Origin of the sequence: Sulfuricaulis limicola (genome assembly GCF_002355735.1) — a bacterium.
In the GTDB taxonomy this organism is placed as follows: Bacteria; Pseudomonadota; Gammaproteobacteria; order Acidiferrobacterales; family Sulfurifustaceae; genus Sulfuricaulis; species Sulfuricaulis limicola.
The window spans coordinates 382,670-405,705 of sequence record NZ_AP014879.1 but is presented as its reverse complement, the minus strand read 5'-3'; the positions used below and the strand labels follow the sequence as shown (position 1 = coordinate 405,705).

Sequence of the window (23,036 nt, the reverse complement as noted above, 5' to 3'; positions counted from 1 at the left end):
TCTCATTTTCAAGAATCGTTATGACGTTTGACTAGCTACCGGACGACGTTACAGGATGCACATGATGGGCGTGGTCCTCGCCCTGCTCCACCGCCTCGCCGCCGTATTTCTTCGCCGACAGCTTGTTGGTGTTGAAGAACGAATACGACAGGGTGATGGTCCGCACATCCTTGTCCAGGCCGGCATCGACCACGAACCGCACCGGCATCTCGCGCGTCTCGCCCGGCTTCAGGGTCTGCTGGGTGAAGCAGAAGCATTCGATCTTGTTGAAGTGCGCCGCGGAAACGCCGGGGGCGACGCTCGGGATGGCCTGGCCGGTGATTTCCTCCTGCGCCAGGTTACGGACCAGATACTTCACTTCCATGGTCTGGCCGGGGTGCACCTCGAGCTTTTTCACCAGCGGCCTGAACTCCCAGGGCAGACCGGTGGTGGCCAGGCCGGTGAATTCGACGGTCACCGTGCGGTTCATGTCCACCGGCTGCACGGCGGCCTGCGCCTCGATGCGCCCGGTCTTGCCATTGAGCCCGAAGGCCTTGCACATGAGGTCGTACATCGGCGCCAGCGCGAAGCCGAAACCGAACATCGCCAGGGTCACCACGCCGAGCTTCAGCGCCAGCCGGCGGTTGTTGGCGGCACGGGTGTCCGGCGTCGTCATGCGAGCCTCAGCCAGGCGGCGGATACGAACATCACCACGACCAGCAGCAGCAACGCCGCCACCGTGAGGCGAATGCGTTGCCGGCGCTTGTCGTCATGCAGGGCATCAGTCACGGCGATTCCGTCCGTGTCCTATTTGATCTTCGGCGCCACGGTGAAGCTGTGGTACGGCGGCGGCGAGGACAGGGTCCATTCCAGGCCGTCCGAACCTTCCCACACCTTGTCGGTCGCCTTGGCCCCGCCCTTCATGCAGCGGATCGCCAGGTAGAAGAAGATCAGCTGCGCGGCGATGGTCATGAACGCGCCTACCGTGGACCACTTATTGAACTCGGTGAACTGCAGCGAGTAATCGGGAATGCGGCGCGGCATGCCGGCCAGCCCGAGGAAGTGCTGCGGGAAGAACGTCAGGTTGAAACCGATCATGGTCAGCCAGAAATGCCACTTGCCGAGCGTCTCGCTGTACATGTGACCGGTCCACTTGGGCAGCCAGTAGGTCACGGCGGCGAACAGCCCGAACACCGAGGCGCCGAAGATCACGTAGTGGAAGTGCGCCACGACGAAGTAGGTGTCATGGTACTGGAAGTCCACCGGCGTGATCGCCAGCATCAGGCCCGAGAGGCCGCCAATGGTGAACACGAACACGCCGCCGATAGCCCACAGCATCGGCGTCTCGAAGGTCATGGAGCCGCGCCACATGGTCGAGATCCAGTTGAACACCTTTACGCCGGTCGGCACCGCGATCAGCATGGTGGCGTACATGAAGAACAGCTCGCCCGCCATCGGCATGCCGACGGTGTACATATGATGCGCCCACACGATGAACGACAGGAACGCGATCGAGGCGGTGGCGAACACCATCGAGTCGTAGCCGAACAGCGACTTACGCGCGAAGGTCGGGATGATCTGCGAGAACACACCGAACGCCGGCAGCACCAGGATGTACACCTCCGGGTGGCCGAAGAACCAGAACACATGCTGCCACAGCACCGGATCGCCGCCGCCGCCGGCGTCGAAGAAGTGCGTGCCGAAGTGGCGGTCGGTGATGAGCATGGTGACCGCGCCCGCCAGCACCGGCATGACGGCGATCAGCAGGAACGCGGTGATGAGCCAGGTCCACACGAACATCGGCATTTTCATCAGCGTCATGCCGGGGGCGCGCATGTTGAGGATGGTGGCAATGATGTTGATCGAGCCCAGGATCGAGGAGATGCCGAGCATGTGGATGGACAACAGCGCGAAGTCGGTGCCCATGCCGCCCTGTACCGACAACGGCGGGTAGATGGTCCAGCCGCCGGCGGGACCGCCGCCGGGCATGAACAAGCTCAGGATCAGCAGGGTCGCCGCGAAGGGCAGGATCCAGAACGACCAGTTGTTCATGCGCGGCAGCGCCATGTCGGGCGCGCCGATCATCATCGGGATCTGCCAGTTGGCCAGGCCCACGAACCCGGGCATGGCGAAACCGAAGATCATGACCAGCGCGTGCACCGTGGTCATCTGGTTGAAGAAGTTCGGGTCCACCAGTTGCAGGCCCGGCTGCCACAGCTCGGAACGGATCACCAGCGACATCAGGCCGCCGATGATGGCCATGACGAAGGCGAAGACCAGGTACAGGGTGCCGATGTCCTTGTGGTTGGTAGTGAACAACCAGCGCGAAAGGCCGGTGGGATGATCTGCGTGATGTGCGGTTGCCATGTTTAGCTTCTCCTGGAATTCTATATGTTACTTGCGCAGGGCCTTGACCTGGGACGGCTGCACCATGTCACCGGCCTTGTTGCCGAAACCGTTGCGCTCGAAGGTCACCACGGCGGCCAGATCGGTATCGTTCAGCTGGGCGGCGAACGCCTGCATCGCCGTGCCGGCCTTGCCGTTCATGACGATGTTCAGGTGATCGGCGAGCGGGCCATTGGCGATCTTGCTGCCGGCCATTTTCGGGAACGGACCCATGCCCTCACCGTTGGCGCCGTGACAGGCGGCACAGGTCGAGGCGAACACCTTCTTGCCCTTCTCCACCAGTTCGTCCTTGCTCCAGGTCTTGGCGCCGCCGGCCGATTCCGTCGCGGCCTTGTCCTTCTGCATCGAGACCCAGCGGGTGAAATCCTCGGCGCTGACGGCCTGCACCACGATCGGCATGAAGCCGTGATCCTTGCCGCACAGCTCGGCGCACTGGCCGCGGTAAATGCCCGGTTCGTCGATGCGGGTCCACATTTCATTGATGAAGCCCGGGATGGCGTCCTTCTTCACGCCCAGTTGCGGCACCCACCAGGCGTGAATCACGTCGTTGGCGGTGACCAGGAAGCGAACCTTCTTGCCCACCGGCAGCACGATCGGATTATCAACCTCCAGCAGGTAATGCTCGCCCTTGGTGGCCTTGTTCTCGATCTGATCGCGGGGAGTAGCCAGCGTGCTGAAAAAACCGACGTCCTGATCCGGGTAGTCGTATTTCCACTTCCATTGATAGGCGGTGATCTTGACCGTCAGGTCGGATTTGCTGGTGTCGTCCATCTCCAGCAACGTCGCGGTGGATGGCAGCGCCATGCTCACCAGAATCACGAACGGGATGATGGTCCAGACGACTTCCAGGGTGGAGTTCTCGTGGAATTGCGCGGCCTTGTGCCCGCGGCTCTTGCGGTGCGCGAAGATGGAATAAAACATGAAGCCGAAGACGATCACGAAAATGACCGCGCAGATCAGCATAACCATGTTGTGCAGATCGAGAAGCTTGTGGCCGATGGAGGTTACCGGCGGCTGGAAATTGAGTCCGTACTCGGCGAATGCCGCCGGGACCGTGAACCACAGGCTTGAACCGAGGATCAGGCGGGACACAACGCCTGGGAGCCGCTTAACAAAAGTCATCGACATGCCTATCTCCCGTAATGATGTATATATCAAATCGTTCTGACTGCCGGCCGGATTTGTCCGGTGCGTCGCTTTGTGCTCAGCCCTTTTTCTGAAAAAAATCATTCAGGGCTGCCGACAGCGACTCTCGTTCTTTCTCGTTCACATCGGCGGCGATGACGACGAACCGCCCGTGCGACCCCACTTTCAGTTGTGAGGGATACCAGCCGCGGTGGCGCTCCAGCACGACCTTCGTCCAGTAGCGCTGAAACTCGTCGCGCTGCTCGCGCCGGCCCCGCCACCGGATCACCGTGACGCGCTCGCGGTCGACCATGATCTGCTCGTGGTCGTCAGCGTGGCGGAACAGCCGGTACAGCACGGCACCCACCACCACGGCCTCCAGACCGACGAACGGCAACACCGGCCAGGCGCCTGCCAGGGTAAAACCGATACCAATGGTAAGGACAACGACGGTCAGCACCGCGAACAACGCTGTCATGCCCCGAAGGGTCAGCGTACGGTTCGGCCGCACGATCACGCGCAGGCCTTCTCCGGTGTCGCCCTCGGGCGTAAAGCGTGCGTCCATCCTCACTCACGCCGCCACGGAAATCCTTACATCTCCCGCTGAATCAAAAAATCATTGATCCAGCTCAAGCCATTTTGGCGCGCGCAAACTATCACATGCGTCAAATCGCCGCAATACACATTTCAGGCTAAAAACACGGGTTTTGAGGGAATAAAACCGGATGAAAAATGTTAACAACCGGGTGATGCCGTCTGTCAATTTGTCAGCTCCGCGCGTTTTGCGCGTTCGTTCTAATTGAAACGCATTATCATTTCAGCAACCGGGAACACGGCCGCAGCGACATCGGGTTTCGCGGCAGATTGATATGGAATCTGGGCCAACAGGGGCGCTTCAATTTTTTGTGCCAGCGCGGCGATGTTTTCCGGTACATGTGTCATGGCAGGATCGATACGGTTGGCGACCCAGCCGGCGAGCGGTATATCCGCGCGCCGGATCGCTTCCACCGTCAGCAGCGCATGATTGAGACAGCCAAGGCGCAGACCGACCACCAGAATCACCGGCAGACTCAAAGCGCGCGCAACCTCCGCCATGGTCAATTGCTCGCCGAGCGGCACCATCCAGCCGCCTACGCCTTCCACCACCACCCACGGGGATTTCTCCTGCAAGCGCCGGAAGCTTTCGAGAATTTTCTCCAGCCGTATTGCAACGCCCATCTCCTGCGCGGCGATATGCGGCGCGCAGGCGGAGCGGAGGGCATAGGGATTCACGTCGGCGTAATCGGCCGCGGCGCCGCTGGCCTGCATCAATTCCAGCGCATCGTCGCTGCGCAGACCGGCAGCGGTGACGTGGCAGCCGCTCGCCACCGGTTTCATGCCCGCGGCGGGATGCCCGGCATGTTTCAGCGCCTCCAGCAGCAGACGCGAAACCAGCGTCTTGCCCACGCCGGTATCGGTGCCGCTGACGAACCAGCCGCCGCTCATGGCCGGCCGCGTCCGATGCGGCCCACCGGGATCGTGGCAATGCCGTCGCGCGCCGGCTCGGTCTCCGGCACCCAGGCATGCCCGTAGATCGCTTCATAAGTCGCCGGGATTTTTCCATCCTGTGCCAGCGCTTCGTAGGCTGCGCGGAACCGGGCGAAACGCGCCTTGCCGGTCAACCCGCGCGCGCGTGACACGGCGACATTGTGCGCGCCGAGTTGTTTGATGTCGCGCATCACGCCGCGCACGTCGGCGTACGTCAGTGTGAAGGCCTCCATGTCCATGACCGGATCGGCGAATCCCGCGTGTATCAGCATGTCGCCCAGGTCGTGCATGTCGATGAAGTTGTGCACATGCGCGGCATCGTCCGCCGCGCGCCAGGCCGCGCGCAACTCGCGCAGGGTATCCGGCCCGAAAGTGGTGAACATGAACAGCCCGCCGGGACGCAGCACGCGCCGCGCCTCGGCGAATACGGCCGGTGGATGGCACCATTGCAACGCGAGGTTGGACACCACCATATCCACGGAGGCCGTGGCCAGCGGCAGGCGCTCGGCGTCGCCGCAGGCGAACAGGCTGCGCCCGGCGAACCGCCGCCACCGGCCGAGACGGCGGCGCGCACGTTGCGTCATGGTCTCGGCGATATCCAGTCCCAGCGCCCGGGCGCGCGGATAGCGCTGCGACAGGCGGCGCAGGTCGTAGCCGGTGCCGCAACCGATATCGAGTATCGCCCGCGGCTGCAGCCGCACCACTTCCAGGCGTCCCAGCAGGCGATCGGCGATTTCGCGCTGCAACACGGCCACCGCGTCGTAGGTATCCGCTGCCTGCGCGAAGGATAGTCTCAGGCGGCGTTTGTCGAGCATCAGCGGCTCAGTCATATATATGTTCGCCTGTCCTGTCATGCTGAATAAATCCCTTCAGTGCTTCGAGAAAGGCCGCCGGGTGCGACAGAAACGGCGCATGCCCGGCGCCGGGGATCGGCGCCAGCCGCGCGCGCGGCAGGTGCTCCGCGTAATAGCGCGCCGCGCCCATCGGCACCAGCCGGTCGCGCTCGCCCTGGATCACCAGCGCCGGCGTATCGATGCCGGCCAGCACGCCGCGCCGGTCTTCTTCCTTGAGCAGGCGCAGACCGGCGCGCAGCGCCGCCGTGACCGGTTCGCCGTGACGGAATATTTCGCGCAACCGGCGCAATACGGCGCGGTCGTCACCGGCCGTTTGCAAAGTCAGGAAACGATCGATGGTGCCGGCATAATCCTGTTCCAGATTTTGCGCAAACTGTTCCAGCACCGCGGGCGGCATGGCGTGCGGCCAATCCGGCGACTGAACATACTTGGGCGTGGCGTTGACCAGCACCAGGCCGGTGACGGCGCGCGCCAGCTGCTGTGCCGCGGCCAGCGCCACCAGACCACCCATGGACCAGCCAACCCACTGCGCCGGGCCGGAAAGCCGGTGCCGGATCTGCTCGGCCATGATTTCCGGGGTGAACGCATCCGGCGCAAAATCGTGCGAGCGCCCATGACCGGGAAGGTCGGGCACCGTCACGCGAAAATCCTTCGAGAGCTCGCGCGCGATTTCCGTCCACACTCCGCCGTGCGAACCCCAGCCGTGTATCAGCACCACGTCCGGGCCGTAACCGCTCTGTTCGAAATGAATACTCATAACATCGCGAGCGCTTCCAGCAGGCGATCGACATGCTTTTCCTCATGCGCGGCGGAAAAGGTGATGCGCAGGCGCGCCGAGCCTTCCGGCACCGTGGGCGGGCGGATCGCCGGCACCAGGATGCCCTGCTCGCGCAGCCGCTGACTGGCCGCCAGCGCAGCCTCGGCCGTGCCGAGCACCACCGGCTGGATCGGCGTCGGCGACGCCAGCAGCACCAGACCCAGGCGTTCGGCGCCGGCGCGGAAGCGCGCCACCAGTGTCCGCAGCCGGTCGCGCCGCCAGCCCTCCTCACGCACGATGCGCAGGCTGGCGCGTACCGCCTCGGCCACGGCCGGCGGCAGCGCGGTGGTATATATATAGGTACGCGCCCGCTGGATCAGCGTTTCGATCAGCGCTTCCTCGCCGGCCACGAAGGCCCCGAAAACCCCCAGGGCCTTGCCCAGCGTGCCCATGAGAATCACCGGCGGCGCCAGCGGCATACCCAGATGCTCCAGCGTGCCACGGCCGTTCCGGCCCAGCACGCCCAGACCATGGGCGTCATCCACCAGCAGGCGAGCATCCTGTTCAGACGCCAGCCCGGCCAGCCCCGCGAGCGGCGCGATATCGCCGTCCATGCTGAAGACCGCGTCGGTCGTGACCAGCCCGCCACGCGGCGCGTGTTTCAGAATATCCGCCAGCCGCGCCACGTCGGCATGCGGATAGCGCGTCACCCGGGCGCGGGCCAGGCGCGCGGCATCGATCAGCGAGGCGTGATTCAGGCGATCCTCGAAAATCGCATCGTGCCGGTCGGTGAGCGCGCTCATCACCCCGAGGTTCGCCATGTAGCCGGTGGAAAACAGCAGCGCCCGCGCGGCGCCGGTAAAATCCGCGAGTTCTTCCTCGAGGACGTGATGCGCACGGCTGTGGCCGCTGACGAGATGCGAGGCCCCGGCGCCCACGCCGTAACGCTGCGCGCCCTGCTGGAAGGCCGCGATCACCCGCGGATCGTTCGCCAGGCCCAGGTAATCGTTACTGCAGAAGGACAGCAGCGTTTCCGCACCGACCCGGACTTCCACGCCTTGGGACGATTCCAGCACGAGGCGCTCGCGATACAGGTTTTGCGCGCGGCGCCGTGACAGATCAGCTTCCAGTGTTTTCATGAAAATTCGTGAGGCGGGCAGCGGAAAATTTGTGAAAAGGTAAGGGGTTTCAGGCCAGTGTCGGGACAAGCCGGCAACACAGTCCTGCTCGCTACGATCAATCATCTTCTATATAAATAGCGGCAGTGTAGTGCTTCCCCGGCATCAGTCAACATAGTACCTCATGGAAAGTTGACAATTGTGCTGAAAATGCACGAGTGGCTATGGACCCGGAATTGTCTGTTGTGCCACGCGCGCACGCCGGCAGGCCGTGATTTATGCGCGGCCTGCGATCAGTCGCTGCCGCGGATGCAAGGGGCTTGCCCGCGCTGCGGCGCGCCGGGCGCTGCCGTCGGAACCGACGCCGCCTGCGGCGAGTGCCAGCGGCACCCGCCCGCGTATGACGCCACGCGCGCGGTGTTTCGTTATGCCGCTCCGGTGGACCGGCTGATCCAGCACCTCAAATACCATGACCGCCTCGAACTGTCGCGCGTGCTCGGCGGATACCTGTCGCAACATCTGCTGGCGCTGGACGATCCGCTGCCCGACGTGATGCTGCCGGTCCCGCTGCATGTCTCGCGCCTGCGCCACCGGGGCTACAACCAGTCGCTCGAGATCGCCCGCTGCGTCGGCCGTGAACTGCGGATTCCGTTCGACCGGCATGGCGCACGGCGCCTGCGCGCGACCGCGCCGCAAATGGAATTGCCGCGGGATCAGCGACGCAAAAACGTGCGTGGTGCTTTCGAGGTAAACGCGGCGTTCCGCGATCAGCGGGTGGCCATCGTCGATGACGTGATGACCAGCGGCCACACCGTCAATGCACTGGCAGAATGCCTGCGCCACAGCGGTGCGAAGGAAATACGGGTGTGGGTGGTGGCGAGGGCCTGACCAACAATGAAAAATGAAAAGTTAAAAGTGAAAAGTTGAACGGCGTTTTTTTAACTTTTAACTTTGCACTTTTAACTTTTCACTGCCTTTTCAATACCGCCAGTCGCTGGCGCACGTACTGGAGCAGCTTGTCGTCCAGCACGCCGCTCTGGATGGCGCGCTCATAGGCGGCGCCGGCGGCGTTCCGGTCCTGCATCGCCTCGAGCGAAATGCCCATGCCCAGCCACCAGCGCCCTTCCTGCGGATTGAGTTTGACAGCCTCGTTGTAGGTCTTGACGGCCTCGGCATGCTTGCCGACGCGCTGATACAACGCCGCCAGGAATGCCACGTAATCGGGATTCTCGGCGCCGGCACGACGGCTTGATTCCATGACAGCCAGCGCCTTTTGATCGGCGCCATGCTCGACATGCACCCGTGCCAGCAGTTGCGCGAACGGATAATGGGCCGGCACCGCTTCGATCCCCTGCTCCAGAAGCTCCTGTGTCTCACGCCAGTGCCCCTGTTGCAACATCAGCCCGGCGAGCAACTCGCGCGACGGCGTGTGCGCCGCATCAGCTTTCAACGCCAGCCTCAGGTGCTTCTCGGCATCGGCCATGACCCCTTTCTGCAGCAAGTCGGCGGCGCGGCGATATTCGCTTTCCGCATTTTCGTTCGGACTGAAGGGCTTGATCCGTTTGTCCATAACGAGGTTCGTGGCTGGACCAGCGCCGGCGGAAGCGGCCATCACCGGAGCCGGTTTTGTTTCGGATTTGCGCGCCGGCGCCGCCGAGGCAACCGCCGTCTTTTCCTTTTCCGCAACGTTTGCCGGCGGTGTCAGGCGCAAGCGCTGGCCGGGATAAATTACATGCTGGTGACCAAGATTGTTCCATCGGGACAGCGCCAGGAGTTCAATCCCGGTCTGGACGGAAACACCATACAGCGTCTCGCCGCGGGAAACCGTCCAATATCCGTTTTCCTTCGCGGTTGTGACTTTGGAGCTTGTCGGTATCACAGCCGGCTTCGGCGCGGATATCGTTTCAGGTTTTTTCGGTTCTGCAACAACCGGGGGCGCGACCGGAGCCTGCGCCATGTTCACTGGCGATTCCGCGGGTTTCTCGGCCGGCGCCGGGGGCACGGTCGGCGTGATCACTTCAGTCTGGGCAACCGCGGCAACCGCCACCGGGGCCGGAGCCGGTTTGGGCGACGTTGCTTTGCGCGCCGCCACTGGCGCCGGCTTGGCCGCCACTTTGTCAGAAGACAGGCTTGCCACGAGACCGTGTCCCCATTGGGTCCAGGCATAGGCGCCGGCACCGAGCGCCACGACCATTGCCAGCAGCATCAGCGGCAGGCGGCGCGACGCGCGCGGCGCCGGCACCCGGTTCAGGGGCTTGAGGTCTTCATAAACGGGTTTCTTGATTGCCGCTTCGGCCTGGGGATTGTTGCGCGTCTCCAGGTCCTGCAACATCTTGTTGATCAGGCTCACGCCAGGCCACCCGGGATCTGCGACGCGGAAAGAAGCAATGTCAGACCGAAGGCCGCCAGCGACGACACCAGCGCCGTCAGGTAACGCTTGATGCGCGCCTTCACTGTCAGCGCGCCCTGCGTGGATTCGGTATCGGCCACGGCCAGGCGCACGTGCCTTTCGGACACCGCGCGCGCACCTTCACCGAACGCCACCATCAGCGACTTGTGCGCGAGGATGTTCACCAGGCGCGGGATGCCCTGGCTGACATGATAGATCCGCTTCACCACCTTGTGCGGAAACAGTCGCGCGCCGCGATAGCCGGCCACGGCCAGGCGGTGCGAAATATAGAATTCGACTTCGCTCAGGTTGAGCGGAGAAAGCTGGCAGGCAAAGCTGATGCGCTGCTTGAGCTGGCGGATCGAGGGATTGTCGAGGCGCGCGTTCAGCTCCGGCTGGCCGAACAGCACCACCTGCAGCAGTTTGCGCCGCTCGGTCTCGAGGTTCGACAGCAGGCGCAGGCCCTCCAGGGTTTCGATCGGAATCGCCTGGGCCTCGTCGAGGCAAAGCAGCACACGCTTGCCCTCGGCGTAGGTATTGATGAGGTAGCGGTTCAGCAGCTTGAGCAGCTGGTGCTGGTTGATGTGCTGCGGATATTTGATGTCGAGCTCGTCGGCGATGGCGAACAGCAGCGTCATCGGCTGCAGGTAGGGATTCGGAATATAGGCGGTGACGAACTCACGATGATCGAGCGCGCCGAGGAACTTGCGGCACAGCAGGGTCTTGCCGGTGCCGACCTCGCCGATCACCTTCATGAAGCCCTCGCCGCTGCGCGCCGCCACCAGCAGCGTGTTCAGCGCCTCCTGGTGCGACGCATGGGCGAAGAAAAAGCTCGTGTCCGGTGTGATGGTGAAGGGCAGTTCCTGCAGCCCGAAATGTGTCGCGTACATTGTCCTTGCCCACCCGAGAAGTTATGCGTTCAGGATCCGATGCGGATTTTCCGGATGCGCTCCTGCGACTCGCCGGCCGCGTCGTTCCAGTCCTGGCCGACATTGATGACCGTCGGCTTGAGCAGGATGACCAGCTCGCGCTTGATGCGCGTCACCTTCTTGTGCTTGAACAGGTTGCCGATCAGCGGAATGTCGCCGAGCACGGGCACGGAGGCGTTGTCATCGGTGCTGGCCTCCTTCATCAGGCCGCCGATCACGATGATCTGGCCGCTGCCGGCGCGCACGATATTATCCGACTCCTGTACCGAACTCAGCGCCGTCGAGATGGTCTGGTTCGACGCGACGGTAATCAGCTTCTCCGACACCTCGCTCACGGAAGGATGAATATGCAGGTTGATGTTGCCGGCCTCGTCGATCTGCGGCGTCACGTCCAGGGCGATGCCGGAGAAGAACGGCGACAATTCGGTCGAAACGGTCGGCTGGCCGGTCGCGGTGGAGGCCCCAGTGGTGTCCTGTTTGGTCACGAAATAGGAGTCCGTGCCCACCTTGATCACCGCCTTCTGGTTGTTCATGGTGGAGACGCGCGGACTCGAAAGCACGTTCAGGTCGCCTTGCGTTTTCAACAGTTCGAAAAACGCCGCGAAGTTGTTGGCCTGTATCGCCAGCGTGAACACGCCGCCGAAGGCAGAGCTGTTGGTACCGGAAATGGGACTGAAAATTCCGGTCGTCGGATTCAGGTTGCCGGTATTCGCGGCGATTTCGCTGAGTCCCGTGTTACCAAGCGATGTACCGCCGCCCACCTGGCCGACGGTGTAGCTCTTGCCGTTCTTGTTGGCGATGCCGGCCCAGTTGATGCCGCTCTGGAAACCGTCCTTGAGCTGGACCTCGACGATCTTGGCCTCGAGAATGACCTGGCGGTTCATGCTGCCCTGGGTCACGCCCAGATACTCCTCCACCAGACGCAACTCGTCCGGCATGGCGCGCACCAGGACAATACCGGCCTGCGGATTGATAATCACTTTTCGCCCGCCGTCGGCGCCGACGATGGCTGTCAGTGCCGTGGTCAGGTCTTTCCAGAAATCCGCCTGGGTCTGGGTCTGAATCTGCACGCCGCTGGCTCCCTGCGTGGTTGTCGTCGCCGCTCCCGAACCGGCCGTAGCACCCGTGGCGGTCAAACCGCTGGCCGACACGCGCGTGTCGGACATGCCCTTGCGGGAGAGATTGAGATAGTTCACCGGGAACATGCGCGTCTGCATGTCGCTGCCGAGGATGAAAAAGCGGTTGCCGTCGCGGCGGTACTCGTAGCCGTAGACCTGGCGAATAACGTTCAGCGCTTCCGGCACGGTGGCTTCCTTGAGATTGAGCGAAATGGTTCCGCTCACGTCCGGATGCAGGATCATGCTGTACGGCGTGCCCTCAACCAGGCCCATGAACACCTGGCGCGCGGGCGCGTTGTTCACGGTCAGATCGAAGCGCGGCTCAAGCGGGATAGCACCGCCCTGGGGCAGCGTGATCTCGATCGGCGGCAGCAAGGCGCTGCTCACGTCGGAGGGAACCCCTTTACCGTCCTTGCCGGCGCGCGCCTGCGACAGACTTTCGTCCACGCTGGCGCTCACCGAATCGCGCCACCCGGGCGAAACGCTCTGACACCCCACCAGCAACATACCCAGCGCCGCAACCAGCGTCCGCCGGATCGTCATCCCGATATTATTTGTCCACATTTTGGCCACCTTCCTGACTGCCCACCGGTACCTTGACCACCTGCGTCTGTTTCGCCAGTTTCGGCATCAAACGCAGACGCGTTTCACGGTCCGCCTTCTTCAACACCACTTCATACGGTTGTATGTCCGTAATCGTCCCGCCGCCGAACTTGTCACCCACCACATAAGACTTGCCGCCGATCACGGCGCGTCGCTGGCTCGCCGAGATGAAAGTCGATTGCAGCATCGGCCCCGTCGGCCTGGCGGCCGTCACAACAGCCGTGCCGTTCTCGGTGCTGTAGGCCGGCCGCGTCGGGTCCGAGAGCCCGGCGAAATCCTCCGCCCAGGCATTCGCCATGAATCCCGCCAGGCCGGTCATGACGGCAAGCGGAGCCAGCGTTTTCAACGCCACTTGCAAGACGCTGCGGCTTACGGCCTGCACGCAGATTCCCATATCAAGTTTCATGCCAGTCATGACAGTCACAGTCCGATCCAGGCCTCATGCGTACTGAGGGTGTAGATCACCAGGCTGACGCGGGAATCGGGATATTTTTCCGTCTTGAGGGCAGCCTTTCCCCAAAAGACTTTCCAAGGCAGCGCTTCCAGAGACTTGAGGTAGCGCAGGATGTCCAGATATCCGCCTTTGACCTCAACACGCATGCCGTGCTTGTAAACCATGGCACCGGTCACGCCGGCGCCTCCCTCCAGCAACGGAGTGGCCGGGATGCTTTCCACCCGCATGACCTGCAAGCCCCGATTCTTGAGCAGCATCTGTTCAATGAGCCGCGCCATTTCCCTGGGGGGAACAAGCCCGGCCGTGACACGCACCAGTTCCGTGTCCATGGTCTTCAGGTTTTCCCGCAGTGTTTCCAGCTTATTGCGCTTGGCGGCGTCGACACCTTCGGTGCCGCTGCCCGCCATGGTCTGAATCTGCGCTTCCAGTGCCTGGGTTTCCAGGCGTTTCTGGGTAAGCTGCTGTTGCACCCTGTCTTTCTCGGCGCTCAGGGGACCGAACAGGACGTTGACCGCCAGGAAATACAGCGCCACCAGCAGCGTGATGAAAATCATCGCACGCTCGCGCAGCGACATGGCGTCGACCCGGTTGGCGAATCCCTGAAACTGCTTTTTCAGATCGTCGGCTGTCATGGCTATCCCGGGTTCGCGGCGGTCTTGGCCTGGAACTCGACGAACACCGTTTCCGGGTTCTTGGCATCCGGCTCCGGGCGGCTCATCTGAAACGTCCGGAACTCGATGCCGGAAAGCGATTTTTCCGACGAGAGCTTCTGCATATAGCGCGGCACCAGTTCCGGATTGGTAGTGCGCCCGGCCAGCGACATTTCTTCTCCCGCGCCGGTGATGTCGAATCCGGTCAGCCACACCCCCGGGACGAGCTGGCGCGCGAAGGATGCGAAGTAATCCGAAAAACCGCTGGTATTGCTGAAGACGCCACGCTGGAGAATTTCCTGCAACTGCTGCTTGGCGACGATTTCGCCTTCGAGGCGGGAAATTTCAGTATCGAGCGAGCTCGGGCCCTTGCGCTGGCCGAACCTTGCCGCGGCATCGGCCAGGCGCTTGCTGGCTTCGACGTGACTTTGTTCCGCGCGCCGCAGCTCGCTTTTCAGCGCTCCCGTCTGCCACCACATGAAGGCATACAGCGCCGCCACGCCGATCGCGACCAGACCGACCGACTGCAACATGGCGACCGCCGAGAATTTCTTCTCTTCCTTGCGGAATATCGGCTGGTAGAGATTGATCTGCTGGCTCACAGCGCCCTCTCCTCCTGCCGCAAGGCCGCGCCCAATACGTTGAGGCAGGCCGACTGCAGCTCCGGTTTCAGGTCCGCCTCGCATTCCAGGAGTTTCGTCAAATCCATCGTGATCACGCTGGCGCTGAGGTTGGCCTTGAGGTAATCCAGCAGTCCCGGCACCTCGCGCGGCATCGGGGCGAGGGCGATGGTGGTGATCGGCGCCTGGCGAAAGTGGCTGTCGTAATAATCGAGCGAGCGCTGCATTTCAAGCACGATGCGATCGAACAATTCGTTGGCATCCTGAAACGACGTCATCATCTCGAGCCCGATGTCGATGTTGCGGCTGAGATAAATCTCCGACTGCTTGCTGATGGTGATCAGGCCGCCGCCGGACGTGAACGACAGCAGCGCTACGCCCCTGGCGTCTTCCGGCAACAACGCCGCCAGATTGCGCTGTGCCATCTCGGGAATGTCGATGACATCGAGGTTGATACCGGCAGCACTCATCATGTCGGCGCGCTTCTGGATGGCGCTGCTGCGCGCCGCCACGGCATACATCGAGCGCGCACGGCCGGCAGCCTTCTCGCCCGGCAGATCGAAGACGTCAAGCGTGGCGTCGTTGATGTGGAAATCGATCAGGTCCTTGATGCGCCAGCGGATGGCCGCGCGCAACTCGTCCGGCGGCACATCCGGTGCCTCGGTGAGCAACAGGGAATATTCGTTGGCATCGAGCACGGTGGTGCAGCGCGAACGCCCGAGATCGTAATCGTGCGCGACACGCTCCAGCACCTTCTCCTGGCCCTGATCGCCCCAGGGGCGAAAATCCACCAGTGTCAGTGCCGGCGGCCGGCCGGTGGCGCGCTCAACGCGGACCACGCACACGCCGTCGGACTGCAGTCCGACACCGGTCAGCCCGGGCAGCATTTTCTTTCTCAGAAACGGTAACAGGGGAATTCTCCTTATCCCGAACGTGTCCCTTAACTATGCAAAATCGCGGCCAAACTCTCAGGCATCAGCCATATTGCTTGTTTTCCTGAGGTTTAGGTTAAGAATCGGTCAACAACCCCCTGTTGTCAATGCGGTTTTCAGGAACCAACTTTGGGGAAAACCGAGGAATGACGCGGTGTTTTCGGGTGCAGCCGGAGCCCGAACAAGCCCCGGGAAGGGCAGGAATCAGCGACGGAAAATCAGCTCAGTTAAAGCGCTGCCGGAAATAAATATGCCGCGGACTGCCGCGATACAGACCGAAACTGGCACGTCCGGACGGATCGGTGTCACCCGTGCCATTCCAGTCAAAACGCAACCAGGGTCTGGTCGACAGATTGGCGCTGATGTCCACGCTGCCATCATTGCCTGCCCCCGGGGCTTTCAGATTCAGGTTGTAACTCCCGGCGGCGGGCGGCGAGGTATAACGATCGGCGGGGAGGCCCGCGACCGCGCAGCCCTGGCCGCTGACACCCGGATTACCCGTATCCTGCACGCACGTTTCACCAGAGTTCAAATTCCCCTGAAAATTCGACAAGGCATTCAACGCGGCAGATGAACAGGTGTCCGCGCTGTTCGTGATCCAGCCGATGATCGAGGGAGTGGTCGCCGGCGCGGTGATGGTCGTATCCACGTAGTATTCCGCTCGCATCGGCAACGGCAGCGCCGCCAGCTCGGAACCGTAGGCGTTCTGGATGCGCAGCCGCCCGCTGCGGACCTCGGCGGGATCCTCGGTGTGGCCGGCGGAGCTGACGTTGTCCGTGTCGGTCGCACGCAAGGCCAGCGTCACCGGCGGGGTTTCCCTGTCCGTAAACGTATACTTCTCGTCGGTCCTCGTCTGGTCGCCATTGCTGGTGAAACTGGCGGCAGGAAAAGATCCATCAGTAGTAGATCCATTTCCGAAAACTCCGCCGGCGAAACCATTGCCGTCGGAAAGCGTGACCAGCTTGGCCAAACCGGTGGTCCCGTTGTAGTTCTTCGTCGGCGTCCCCGCACCCGCTCTCGCGGTCACCGTCACCTGTGAGAAGGGCTGGCCGGAATAGGTGAAGGGTGTCGCTCCAAGACAGGCATGAATCCGGGTGACGTCGAAGTAGGCCGGCGTAAAGCGGCCGATGCCCGCGCTGTCGGCGGTGAGGCCGAACAGGCAGCCGTACTTGCCGCTGGCGTCCTTGGTGTTCGAATAATTGCTCGAGACGCAGTTGGCCTTGGTGCTGACGCTGTCAATTCCCGTCCAGGTAGCGAGCCGCAAGAGGTCGCACTGCGCCAGCGTTAACGACGCGCACTCGGTCGTGGCGACGACACCATCATAGATTCCTCTTCGTGCCGTGGCGTCGCTCGCCGGGTTATATCCCCGAAAAATAAACCCGCCCGCTTCGTCGTACGTGAAGTTGTTGCCCGTGGCCGTTGCGGCCGGCGTGCCCGACACGGCGGCGGGAAAAGTACCCGCAAGCACCCCAAGCACCGAGGGCGAGTGCAGCGCCTGCATGGCGGTACTGTTAATTTTGAGAGTGCCGGTATAGCGGCTGGGATTGCCGGCGATCCCGGCGATGGTCGCGGTCAGGTTGAAGGTGTCGCTGCCGGCCTTGAAAATGGGCGTGCCACCCGTGGTGCTGTTGGTGGCATTGGTAGAGGCAACCGTTACACCGGTCGGCCGCACCGAGAACGAATCCGCCGAGCAGGCCGGCGCGGTGGCGGTAAAGGCGCTGCAGGCCGACGTAGTGCACTCGCGCATGACGGCGATCAAATTTTTCCATGCCGAATTGAGCGTGAACTGCGGCGACGGCGAGGCCACACCGGTGGTGCCGCCCGAAGCGAAGGTGGCGATCTGGGTGGCGCCGGCTTCCACCGCGGCCTTGCTGGTGCAAGCGGCATTGCAGGTGCGGGCGGCATCGGTGCCGCAAGCGTTGTCGCTGTTGTCAACGATCTTCACCGACACGTACTTGGCGCTGGTGGCGGAATACCCGGTTGAGATGCCGGAGCCGGATAGCGCCGCCACCCAGAGCCGGAACGCCACCCCGGTCAGCTTCATGTAGATATCGCCGGTCTGGAAATTCTGGTAGGCCGGCACGGTGGGCGCCCCCGGATAGGCCTCGTCGATGGCGGAAAATCCGCTCGCCGTGCCACCAGTGGGCGGCAGCACCGTCTGGGCGCAGACGCGCAGGCCGCCGATTTCATGAATGTTGTCCGAGCCGCCGGTGGAGCCGGTAAAGGAAATCTTCCAGTAGTCCGGCACGATCTGCGGGATCCAGCCCTGGCTCATGGCGTAATCCGCCTCGGTGTAGGCATTGAACGGCCCGAACAGGGAAACGTAGTTGCTGCCGTCTTTGGTCGTGGCATCCCGGTTGACACTGACATTGATCGTTCCGCTGGCGCTGTTGCGGGCGTCGACGATCACTTGATAAGCGTATCCGGGCGACGGCGTGGTGGAAGTACGATTATCGATCGTCAGGCCGCCCGGACTGCTGCCCGTACCGCCCATCCAGCGATAACCGTTGGCGCCGCTCCCCGGACCACGCACGCCTACGGATTGCGGGCGGCACGCTGCGGTGCCGCATGCGCCCAGCACGCGCCCTTCGGTCGAGCTTTGGAAATTGCCGTATTCATCGAGCGCGATACCGACCCAACCGCCATTGAAACCCGGCGGCTGGGTGCCATCGCTGCGTTGCGCGTAGCCCAGTGAACCGCCGAAACCGCCGGGCACGGCGGGCACGGAATAATCGGAGAGCGTGACTGCGATGCCGTCGGCGCCGGTGCCATCGTAAGCGTAATGATTGAATTCCACCGAGATGTAGTTGCCGGCGGCGGGGAAGATGCCCGGCACCGTGGCGGCCTTGGCGTTATTGGCGCTGCTCTCGGTCAGACGCAGCAAACCGGTGGTGGCATTGATGTCAGGGAGGATGCCGGTTGCATCGGTTGAGCCCAGGGATACGGTCCAGTTGCCGCCGAAAATGGTGGAGGGATTGAGACTGGCGCGGCCGAACCGGTCGCATACACAGCTCACCGAAACACCCGCGGGAACATTGGACGGCGGCGAACAGAAGGGCGGAGAGACGGTGTAGACCTGCCCGGTAAAATTCCCGTTGCCGGCGCCCGCGCCGCCGAGCGGAATGCTGCCCGCATCGATGATCGAATCGTTATCGACCAGATTCAAACCCAGGGTGCCGGTACCACTGCCGGTATTTGCCGTCACCGTCCATGATGTCCCGCCGCCGGTCACCGAGGTGATGCTGGCGCCCGAAACGCCGCCGGCCTGGACCAGCGCGAAATCCGTGGCATCGACACCGGTCACGCTCGCGCTGAACGTTACCGTCCAGGATACGGAAACGCCCGGCTCGGTTGGATTGGTACTGGCCAGGCTGATTGAATCCACGGAAAGCAGCCGTGGCTTGAGGGCGATGGTCAGGAAGGCGTTGACCACGGAGTTGGACAGGGTCGCCGTGGTGTTGCCGGTCGCGCCGGCGGTTGCCTTGACGCCGTCCCACACCGCGAAACCGCCGCCGTTACCCTGAGTCGTTCCGGCGTCGGATCGTTCGGCGATGCCCGTCAGGTTCGCATTGGTCTGTCCGCTGAAATGTGCCCCGGTGTTGTCGCGGTCATGCGCCGCAACCTGAACGATAAGCGTATCCGGCACGGTGGTGGTGACGCCGGTGACCGTGATCGACGTACTGGCCGTTGCCTTGACGCCGCCGCCAGTGACGTCCCAGGGATTGCCGGTAGCGATGACGCCGCGGTAGGTGATGATTTGGGCATAGGCATGGTTGCCCGGGTCGTCAACTTGCGGCGCGGTCATCGAGTTGGATGTCGCGCGCGCCCAGAACACCGAGATACGCGTTCCATTCGTGCCCGTGCCCGTTGCCTGCGGACTGTTGGCCACCGCAACGAATCCTGCCGTATTGTTGGAAAGAGCGACCGGCTCGCCTCCCGTGCTCTCGACGAACAAAAGAGCGATGTCGTCTACCTGGTGCGCCGGCCATGTCAGCGTGGTGATATTTCCGTTTCCACCGACCGCGGTTCCCGCTGCCTGGAAAGCGGGCGGCGCCGCCTGTGCCGGGTTCGCGATGATCATGACAAATCCCAGCGTCAACAGGAGCAAAGTGAAAACATTGCCCGCGAACGGGGACAGATCACGTTTTTCCGAAACCGGGCTCATGACATTCATGCTGTTTTCATTCCTGCATTCATCTTGACGTCGAAACAGTCGAATCTTTTTGCGCCTCGTGGGGCCTCTCAATGCCCCTTCCGATAAATCACCGGTCCCTGTTTCGGCGCCGGCGCGCCGGCGGATTTCGTCTCCGAGTTCCCCGTCTGGCCCGGCGGCGGCGCCGGTTCCGGCGCCGGGGTGCTTGCCGGCGGCGACACGATCTCCGGCGCGGTCGGCTCCGGCCCGTCAGCTGAATCATAGTTCACGGCCCACCACAGTGCGCTGGCCGCGCCCGTCGTCAGCACCGCGAACAGCCACCACCAGGCGGCGCCAACGCGGCGGCGCGGGCGCTCCAGCAACCGCTGCTCAATCGCCGCCAGGCGCCGTGCATCGGGCTCGGCCAGCCGGTCGAAAGCCGGCGCGAACAGGTCCGCGATTTCGCGCTCGGTCGGTGCTTCGTGTTTCATCCTTCGTTCCAGCGTTCCCGCAGTTTGGCGATGAGTTCCGCACACCGGCGCCGCACCGTGCCCTCCGGCAGGTCCAGCGCCAACGCCACTTCCTGATGGCTCAGTCCTATCCAATAACGCATCAGGAGCATGTTTTGTTCGCCTTCGGGCAGGCGGGCCACCAGTTCCCGCAGATGGGCGGCCTCTTCCCCTTCCGGCCCGCCGCCGTCGTCGGCCACATCCTCCGGCAATGGATCGGCCGGCCGGGCGCGCGCCCGGCGGATGGCATCGATTCGCAGGTTGGCAGCGATGCGGTAGAGAAACGCCCGCGGCGCGCGCGGGTCGCGGCAGACGGTCTGCACGAAACGCATGAACGCCTCGGACACGAGATCATAAGCCTCCTCCGGGGGGCAGCCGCGCGCCACCAGGAACTTCCACAAGCGCGGCGACTGCGAGCGATAGAATTCGCGAAACGCGGCGGCATCGCCGTCACGGCAATAGAGGCGCATGAGCTCAACCGGGTCCCGCATGGCAATATCGGAGCTTACGGCGGCGGCGCGCTGGTCACGGTCGTTCTGAGCGTGCGCGATACATAGTTGTCGCTGCCGAACGCGCCGGAGGTGGCGGTGGCGTTGATGACATAGACGTTGTACGGATCGCTGCGTTCGCGGTGCTCCGTGTAGCGGCAAACCACGCTGACGGCAAACCCGTTAAGTCCGTTTACGGCAAAATTGAAGTTGTTCGTGGTCGGCGTGGCTGGCGCGTTGCCGCAGGTGGCCACGGTGTTGTTCAGGGCCCCGAAGATCCCCCACTCCACCCCGGCGCGCGCAGCGTAATAGGCGCGCGCGCCCTGCACCGCGGCGCTGGCGGTGGCGCGCTGTACGCCGCTGAGGGTGACCATCATGACACCGAGCATGGCCAGCACCACGACAATAAAGATAGCCGCGACCAGCGCAAAGCCGCGCTGGCGAATTCCGGGCGCGGACGGGAAGCGGGTCATGGGGCGTTGTCCACGTGCACCTGGTGCAGCAGGCGCACCTGCTCGCCGCTGGCGGCGTCGCTGACGGTGATGTCGAGCGTCACCAGACCGGCACGCTGGTTCGTGCCGGCCGCGTAGCTGAACCGGCAGGCGCTGACCGGCCGCGAAAGCAGGGCGATATTCGTGGCGCCGGCCGGCGTCACCTGCTGCGCGGCGGTAATCGGATAGTTCGCGTAGCGCGTGATGTTGCCGTTGGCCCCGGCAGTGCATACAAAGCTCAGCGGCGTGTCGACGATGAAGACGCGCTGGTTGGGAGAGGCCCAGCGGAAATTGAAACCCACCGCGGGAGGGACCGGAGCGATGTGAAGCTCGTCACCGCCACCGTCGTCGGCGATGGTGAACCTGACGACGTTTGGATTCGTCATGACGACGCGCGAGCCAGCGGGACAATTGGCATCCGAGTAGGCATCAGCGGCCGTACCGGCGCAGGCCACGGCCGGCACCGCGCCCTGGTTGTAGATGGCGAGCCGTTCTCCCAGGTTCCCCGCGGTCGAGGTGAACGGCAACCCGGGTTGGAAGTTTTCAAAGAACCCGACGATGTTGAATCCGTCCGTGTCCGCACCACTGAAACTCAATCGGAAGCCCGGGTTTCCGTGGGGATGGCCGCCGCCGGGAAGCGTCCCCGGCCCTTCGCGGTAACGCGCGCCATCCAGGGTATTCAATATCTCGATGGTGCAAACCTGGCCCGCGGCGTTGCAGGTCACGTCGCCGGTGGTGCCGAGCGCGTCGCGGATGCGCACGCTGTTCGGCAGCGCCTGGCGGATTTCGAGGGCAGTGCGCCGTAATGCCATTTCCGCCGCATCCACCAGCTCGGCGCGACGCACCTGGGCCTCATAGCCCTGGATCGGTTGCAGAATGAACGAACCCAGCACCACGGCGATGATGCCGGTAATGGTGATCACCACGATCAGCTCAATGAGGGTCACGCCGGCGTTGCGTCGCGCGCGCGGCGGTGCTGACCGGGAAGATGAGGGTGTCGGGCGCATGAGCGGGATCAGGGGTCGTAGTTGGCGCGATAACCGCTGACGACGACGGTGCTGCTGGCGGACACCGCCGGCGTCACCGTCACCGTGACGCGTATGGCGTTGCCGCTGGCGAGCGTGATGTCGTTCAGGGCGTCGACGGCCGCCTGGACCTGGACCGTGTAGCCCTCGAGTCCGGCAATTGGCGTTCCGGTCTGGTCGTGCGCACCGACGTCGGTGAAGTTGTAGTCGAGCACGTCATCGAAAGTCTGGCGCGTGTTGCCGGGACCGACGGTGAAATTTTTGGTCAGCGCCTCCTCCAGATAGGCCTCCGCGATCGCCGTGGCCTGGTGCCAGATGAGGGGATCGGCGCTGGCGCGGGTGTTGCGCACGAAGACCGTCAGCACGCCGGCCAACGCCACGCCGATGATGATAATGGCGACGATCAGCTCCACCAGGGTGGCGCCGCGCATCCCGACGGAGAGCCTTGCCGAATTCATCGCCGCTCCACAAACCCGGTATCGCGGTGCACACGGAATTGACGACCGCCGACGCTGACATCGAGCGTCGGCGGGGCCATGTTGACGGTGCCGTCGGCGGCGAAAATGATGCTTTGCGCATCGACGACAACGCCGTCCGGCGCGGTGCGCGTAAAAGTGGCCGCGCCGCCCGAAGGATCGGCGATCGGGGTGTTGTAAGGACCCCCGGCACATGCCGCCACGTTCGCGGACCGGAACAGGGTGAAACCGGTCACCGTGGTCTGCACGCGCACGGGGCAGCCGCTGGCCACCGCGAGCTTCTGCGCGTAACGCACCGCGGACAGCGTCTCCTCGAAGAATCCGCGCTGGCGGAACACGTCAACCTCAAAAAACAGCGACCGGCCCACGGCCGAGATCAGCGCGACGATGACCAGCACCGCGATCAGTTCGACCAGGGTGAAACCTCGGGTGAAAGTATTGTTCATGCGCGTGC

23 protein-coding genes are annotated in these 23,036 nt (G+C 63.4%); 1 reads left to right on the top strand and 22 read right to left on the bottom strand.

What is annotated here, in order from left to right; translation table 11 throughout:
* Window positions 1-31: 31 nt before the first annotated feature.
* The 8 genes from SCL_RS02005 to bioF all read right to left on the bottom strand — a co-directional run bounded on the left by SCL_RS02005 (window position 32) and on the right by bioF (window position 7,787).
* Window positions 32-655, bottom strand: coding sequence for a cytochrome c oxidase assembly protein (locus SCL_RS02005; RefSeq protein ID WP_096359507.1), 624 nt, complete (start codon window positions 653-655; stop codon window positions 32-34).
* A 131-nt stretch (window positions 656-786) separates the two neighbouring features.
* Entirely contained in the window at window positions 787-2,346 is a 1,560-nt protein-coding gene (ctaD, locus tag SCL_RS02000; protein WP_096359505.1) for a cytochrome c oxidase subunit I, read from the bottom strand.
* Between the two features lie 27 nt (window positions 2,347-2,373).
* Window positions 2,374-3,507: a cytochrome c oxidase subunit II gene (coxB, locus tag SCL_RS01995; protein WP_096361799.1), complete on the bottom strand. Its 1,134-nt coding sequence runs from the start codon at window positions 3,505-3,507 to the stop codon at window positions 2,374-2,376.
* An 82-nt stretch (window positions 3,508-3,589) separates the two neighbouring features.
* Window positions 3,590-4,075, bottom strand: a complete 486-nt coding sequence (locus SCL_RS01990; protein WP_096359503.1) for a DUF2244 domain-containing protein — start codon at window positions 4,073-4,075, stop codon at window positions 3,590-3,592.
* A gap of 230 nt (window positions 4,076-4,305) precedes the next feature.
* Entirely contained in the window at window positions 4,306-4,995 is a 690-nt protein-coding gene (bioD, locus tag SCL_RS01985; protein WP_096359501.1) for a dethiobiotin synthase, read from the bottom strand.
* Window positions 4,992-5,867: a malonyl-ACP O-methyltransferase BioC gene (gene bioC, locus SCL_RS01980; RefSeq protein ID WP_096359499.1), complete on the bottom strand. Its 876-nt coding sequence runs from the start codon at window positions 5,865-5,867 to the stop codon at window positions 4,992-4,994. The genes bioD and bioC overlap by 4 nt, the downstream gene beginning before the upstream one ends.
* Complete coding sequence (gene bioH / locus SCL_RS01975) at window positions 5,860-6,648, bottom strand: pimeloyl-ACP methyl ester esterase BioH (RefSeq protein ID WP_096359497.1); 789 nt, start codon at window positions 6,646-6,648, stop codon at window positions 5,860-5,862. The genes bioC and bioH overlap by 8 nt, the downstream gene beginning before the upstream one ends.
* Window positions 6,645-7,787, bottom strand: a complete 1,143-nt coding sequence (gene bioF / locus SCL_RS01970; RefSeq protein WP_096359495.1) for an 8-amino-7-oxononanoate synthase — start codon at window positions 7,785-7,787, stop codon at window positions 6,645-6,647. Before bioF ends, bioH begins: the two co-directional genes overlap by 4 nt.
* Before the next feature lie 189 nt (window positions 7,788-7,976).
* Here bioF and SCL_RS01965 point away from each other — a divergent pair, with 189 nt between their 5' ends.
* Window positions 7,977-8,654: a ComF family protein gene (locus tag SCL_RS01965; protein WP_148664948.1), complete on the top strand. Its 678-nt coding sequence runs from the start codon at window positions 7,977-7,979 to the stop codon at window positions 8,652-8,654.
* A gap of 79 nt (window positions 8,655-8,733) precedes the next feature.
* Here the strand turns inward: SCL_RS01965 and SCL_RS01960 are convergent, their stop codons facing one another.
* The 14 genes from SCL_RS01960 to SCL_RS01895 form a co-directional block, all read right to left on the bottom strand.
* On the bottom strand, window positions 8,734-10,116 hold the full coding sequence (locus SCL_RS01960; protein ID WP_096359491.1) for a tetratricopeptide repeat protein: 1,383 nt from the start codon (window positions 10,114-10,116) through the stop codon (window positions 8,734-8,736).
* Complete coding sequence (locus tag SCL_RS01955; RefSeq protein WP_096359489.1) at window positions 10,113-11,045, bottom strand: ExeA family protein; 933 nt, start codon at window positions 11,043-11,045, stop codon at window positions 10,113-10,115. The genes SCL_RS01960 and SCL_RS01955 overlap by 4 nt, the downstream gene beginning before the upstream one ends.
* A gap of 29 nt (window positions 11,046-11,074) precedes the next feature.
* Entirely contained in the window at window positions 11,075-12,745 is a 1,671-nt protein-coding gene (mshL, locus tag SCL_RS01950) for a pilus (MSHA type) biogenesis protein MshL (protein ID WP_172425883.1), read from the bottom strand.
* Between the two features lie 7 nt (window positions 12,746-12,752).
* The gene (locus SCL_RS01945; protein WP_096359485.1) at window positions 12,753-13,199 is read right to left on the bottom strand and encodes a hypothetical protein; all 447 of its coding nucleotides are present in this window, start codon (window positions 13,197-13,199) and stop codon (window positions 12,753-12,755) included.
* 26 nt (window positions 13,200-13,225) lie between these two features.
* A complete protein-coding gene (locus SCL_RS01940) occupies window positions 13,226-13,891 on the bottom strand; it encodes a type II secretion system protein M (protein WP_096359483.1) in 666 nt (221 codons plus the stop codon).
* Between the two features lie 2 nt (window positions 13,892-13,893).
* Entirely contained in the window at window positions 13,894-14,511 is a 618-nt protein-coding gene (locus SCL_RS01935; protein ID WP_172425882.1) for a PilN domain-containing protein, read from the bottom strand.
* Complete coding sequence (gene pilM, locus SCL_RS01930) at window positions 14,508-15,416, bottom strand: pilus assembly protein PilM (protein ID WP_096359479.1); 909 nt, start codon at window positions 15,414-15,416, stop codon at window positions 14,508-14,510. Before pilM ends, SCL_RS01935 begins: the two co-directional genes overlap by 4 nt.
* 268 nt (window positions 15,417-15,684) lie before the next feature.
* Window positions 15,685-19,635, bottom strand: coding sequence for a DUF6701 domain-containing protein (locus tag SCL_RS01925; protein ID WP_096359477.1), 3,951 nt, complete (start codon window positions 19,633-19,635; stop codon window positions 15,685-15,687).
* A 68-nt stretch (window positions 19,636-19,703) separates the two neighbouring features.
* Window positions 19,704-20,084: a hypothetical protein gene (locus tag SCL_RS01920; RefSeq protein ID WP_096359475.1), complete on the bottom strand. Its 381-nt coding sequence runs from the start codon at window positions 20,082-20,084 to the stop codon at window positions 19,704-19,706.
* Complete coding sequence (locus SCL_RS01915; protein ID WP_096359473.1) at window positions 20,081-20,593, bottom strand: RNA polymerase sigma factor; 513 nt, start codon at window positions 20,591-20,593, stop codon at window positions 20,081-20,083. The genes SCL_RS01920 and SCL_RS01915 overlap by 4 nt, the downstream gene beginning before the upstream one ends.
* Before the next feature lie 14 nt (window positions 20,594-20,607).
* On the bottom strand, window positions 20,608-21,063 hold the full coding sequence (locus tag SCL_RS01910) for a pilus assembly protein MshP (protein WP_096359471.1): 456 nt from the start codon (window positions 21,061-21,063) through the stop codon (window positions 20,608-20,610).
* A complete protein-coding gene (locus SCL_RS01905; protein ID WP_096359469.1) occupies window positions 21,060-22,088 on the bottom strand; it encodes a prepilin-type N-terminal cleavage/methylation domain-containing protein in 1,029 nt (342 codons plus the stop codon). Before SCL_RS01905 ends, SCL_RS01910 begins: the two co-directional genes overlap by 4 nt.
* An 8-nt stretch (window positions 22,089-22,096) precedes the next feature.
* Window positions 22,097-22,564, bottom strand: coding sequence for a pilus assembly protein MshD (locus SCL_RS01900; protein WP_148664946.1), 468 nt, complete (start codon window positions 22,562-22,564; stop codon window positions 22,097-22,099).
* Window positions 22,561-23,028 (bottom strand): type II secretion system protein, encoded by a 468-nt coding sequence (locus SCL_RS01895; protein WP_096359465.1) that lies wholly within the window; start codon window positions 23,026-23,028, stop codon window positions 22,561-22,563. Before SCL_RS01895 ends, SCL_RS01900 begins: the two co-directional genes overlap by 4 nt.
* Between the last annotated feature and the right edge of the window lie 8 nt (window positions 23,029-23,036).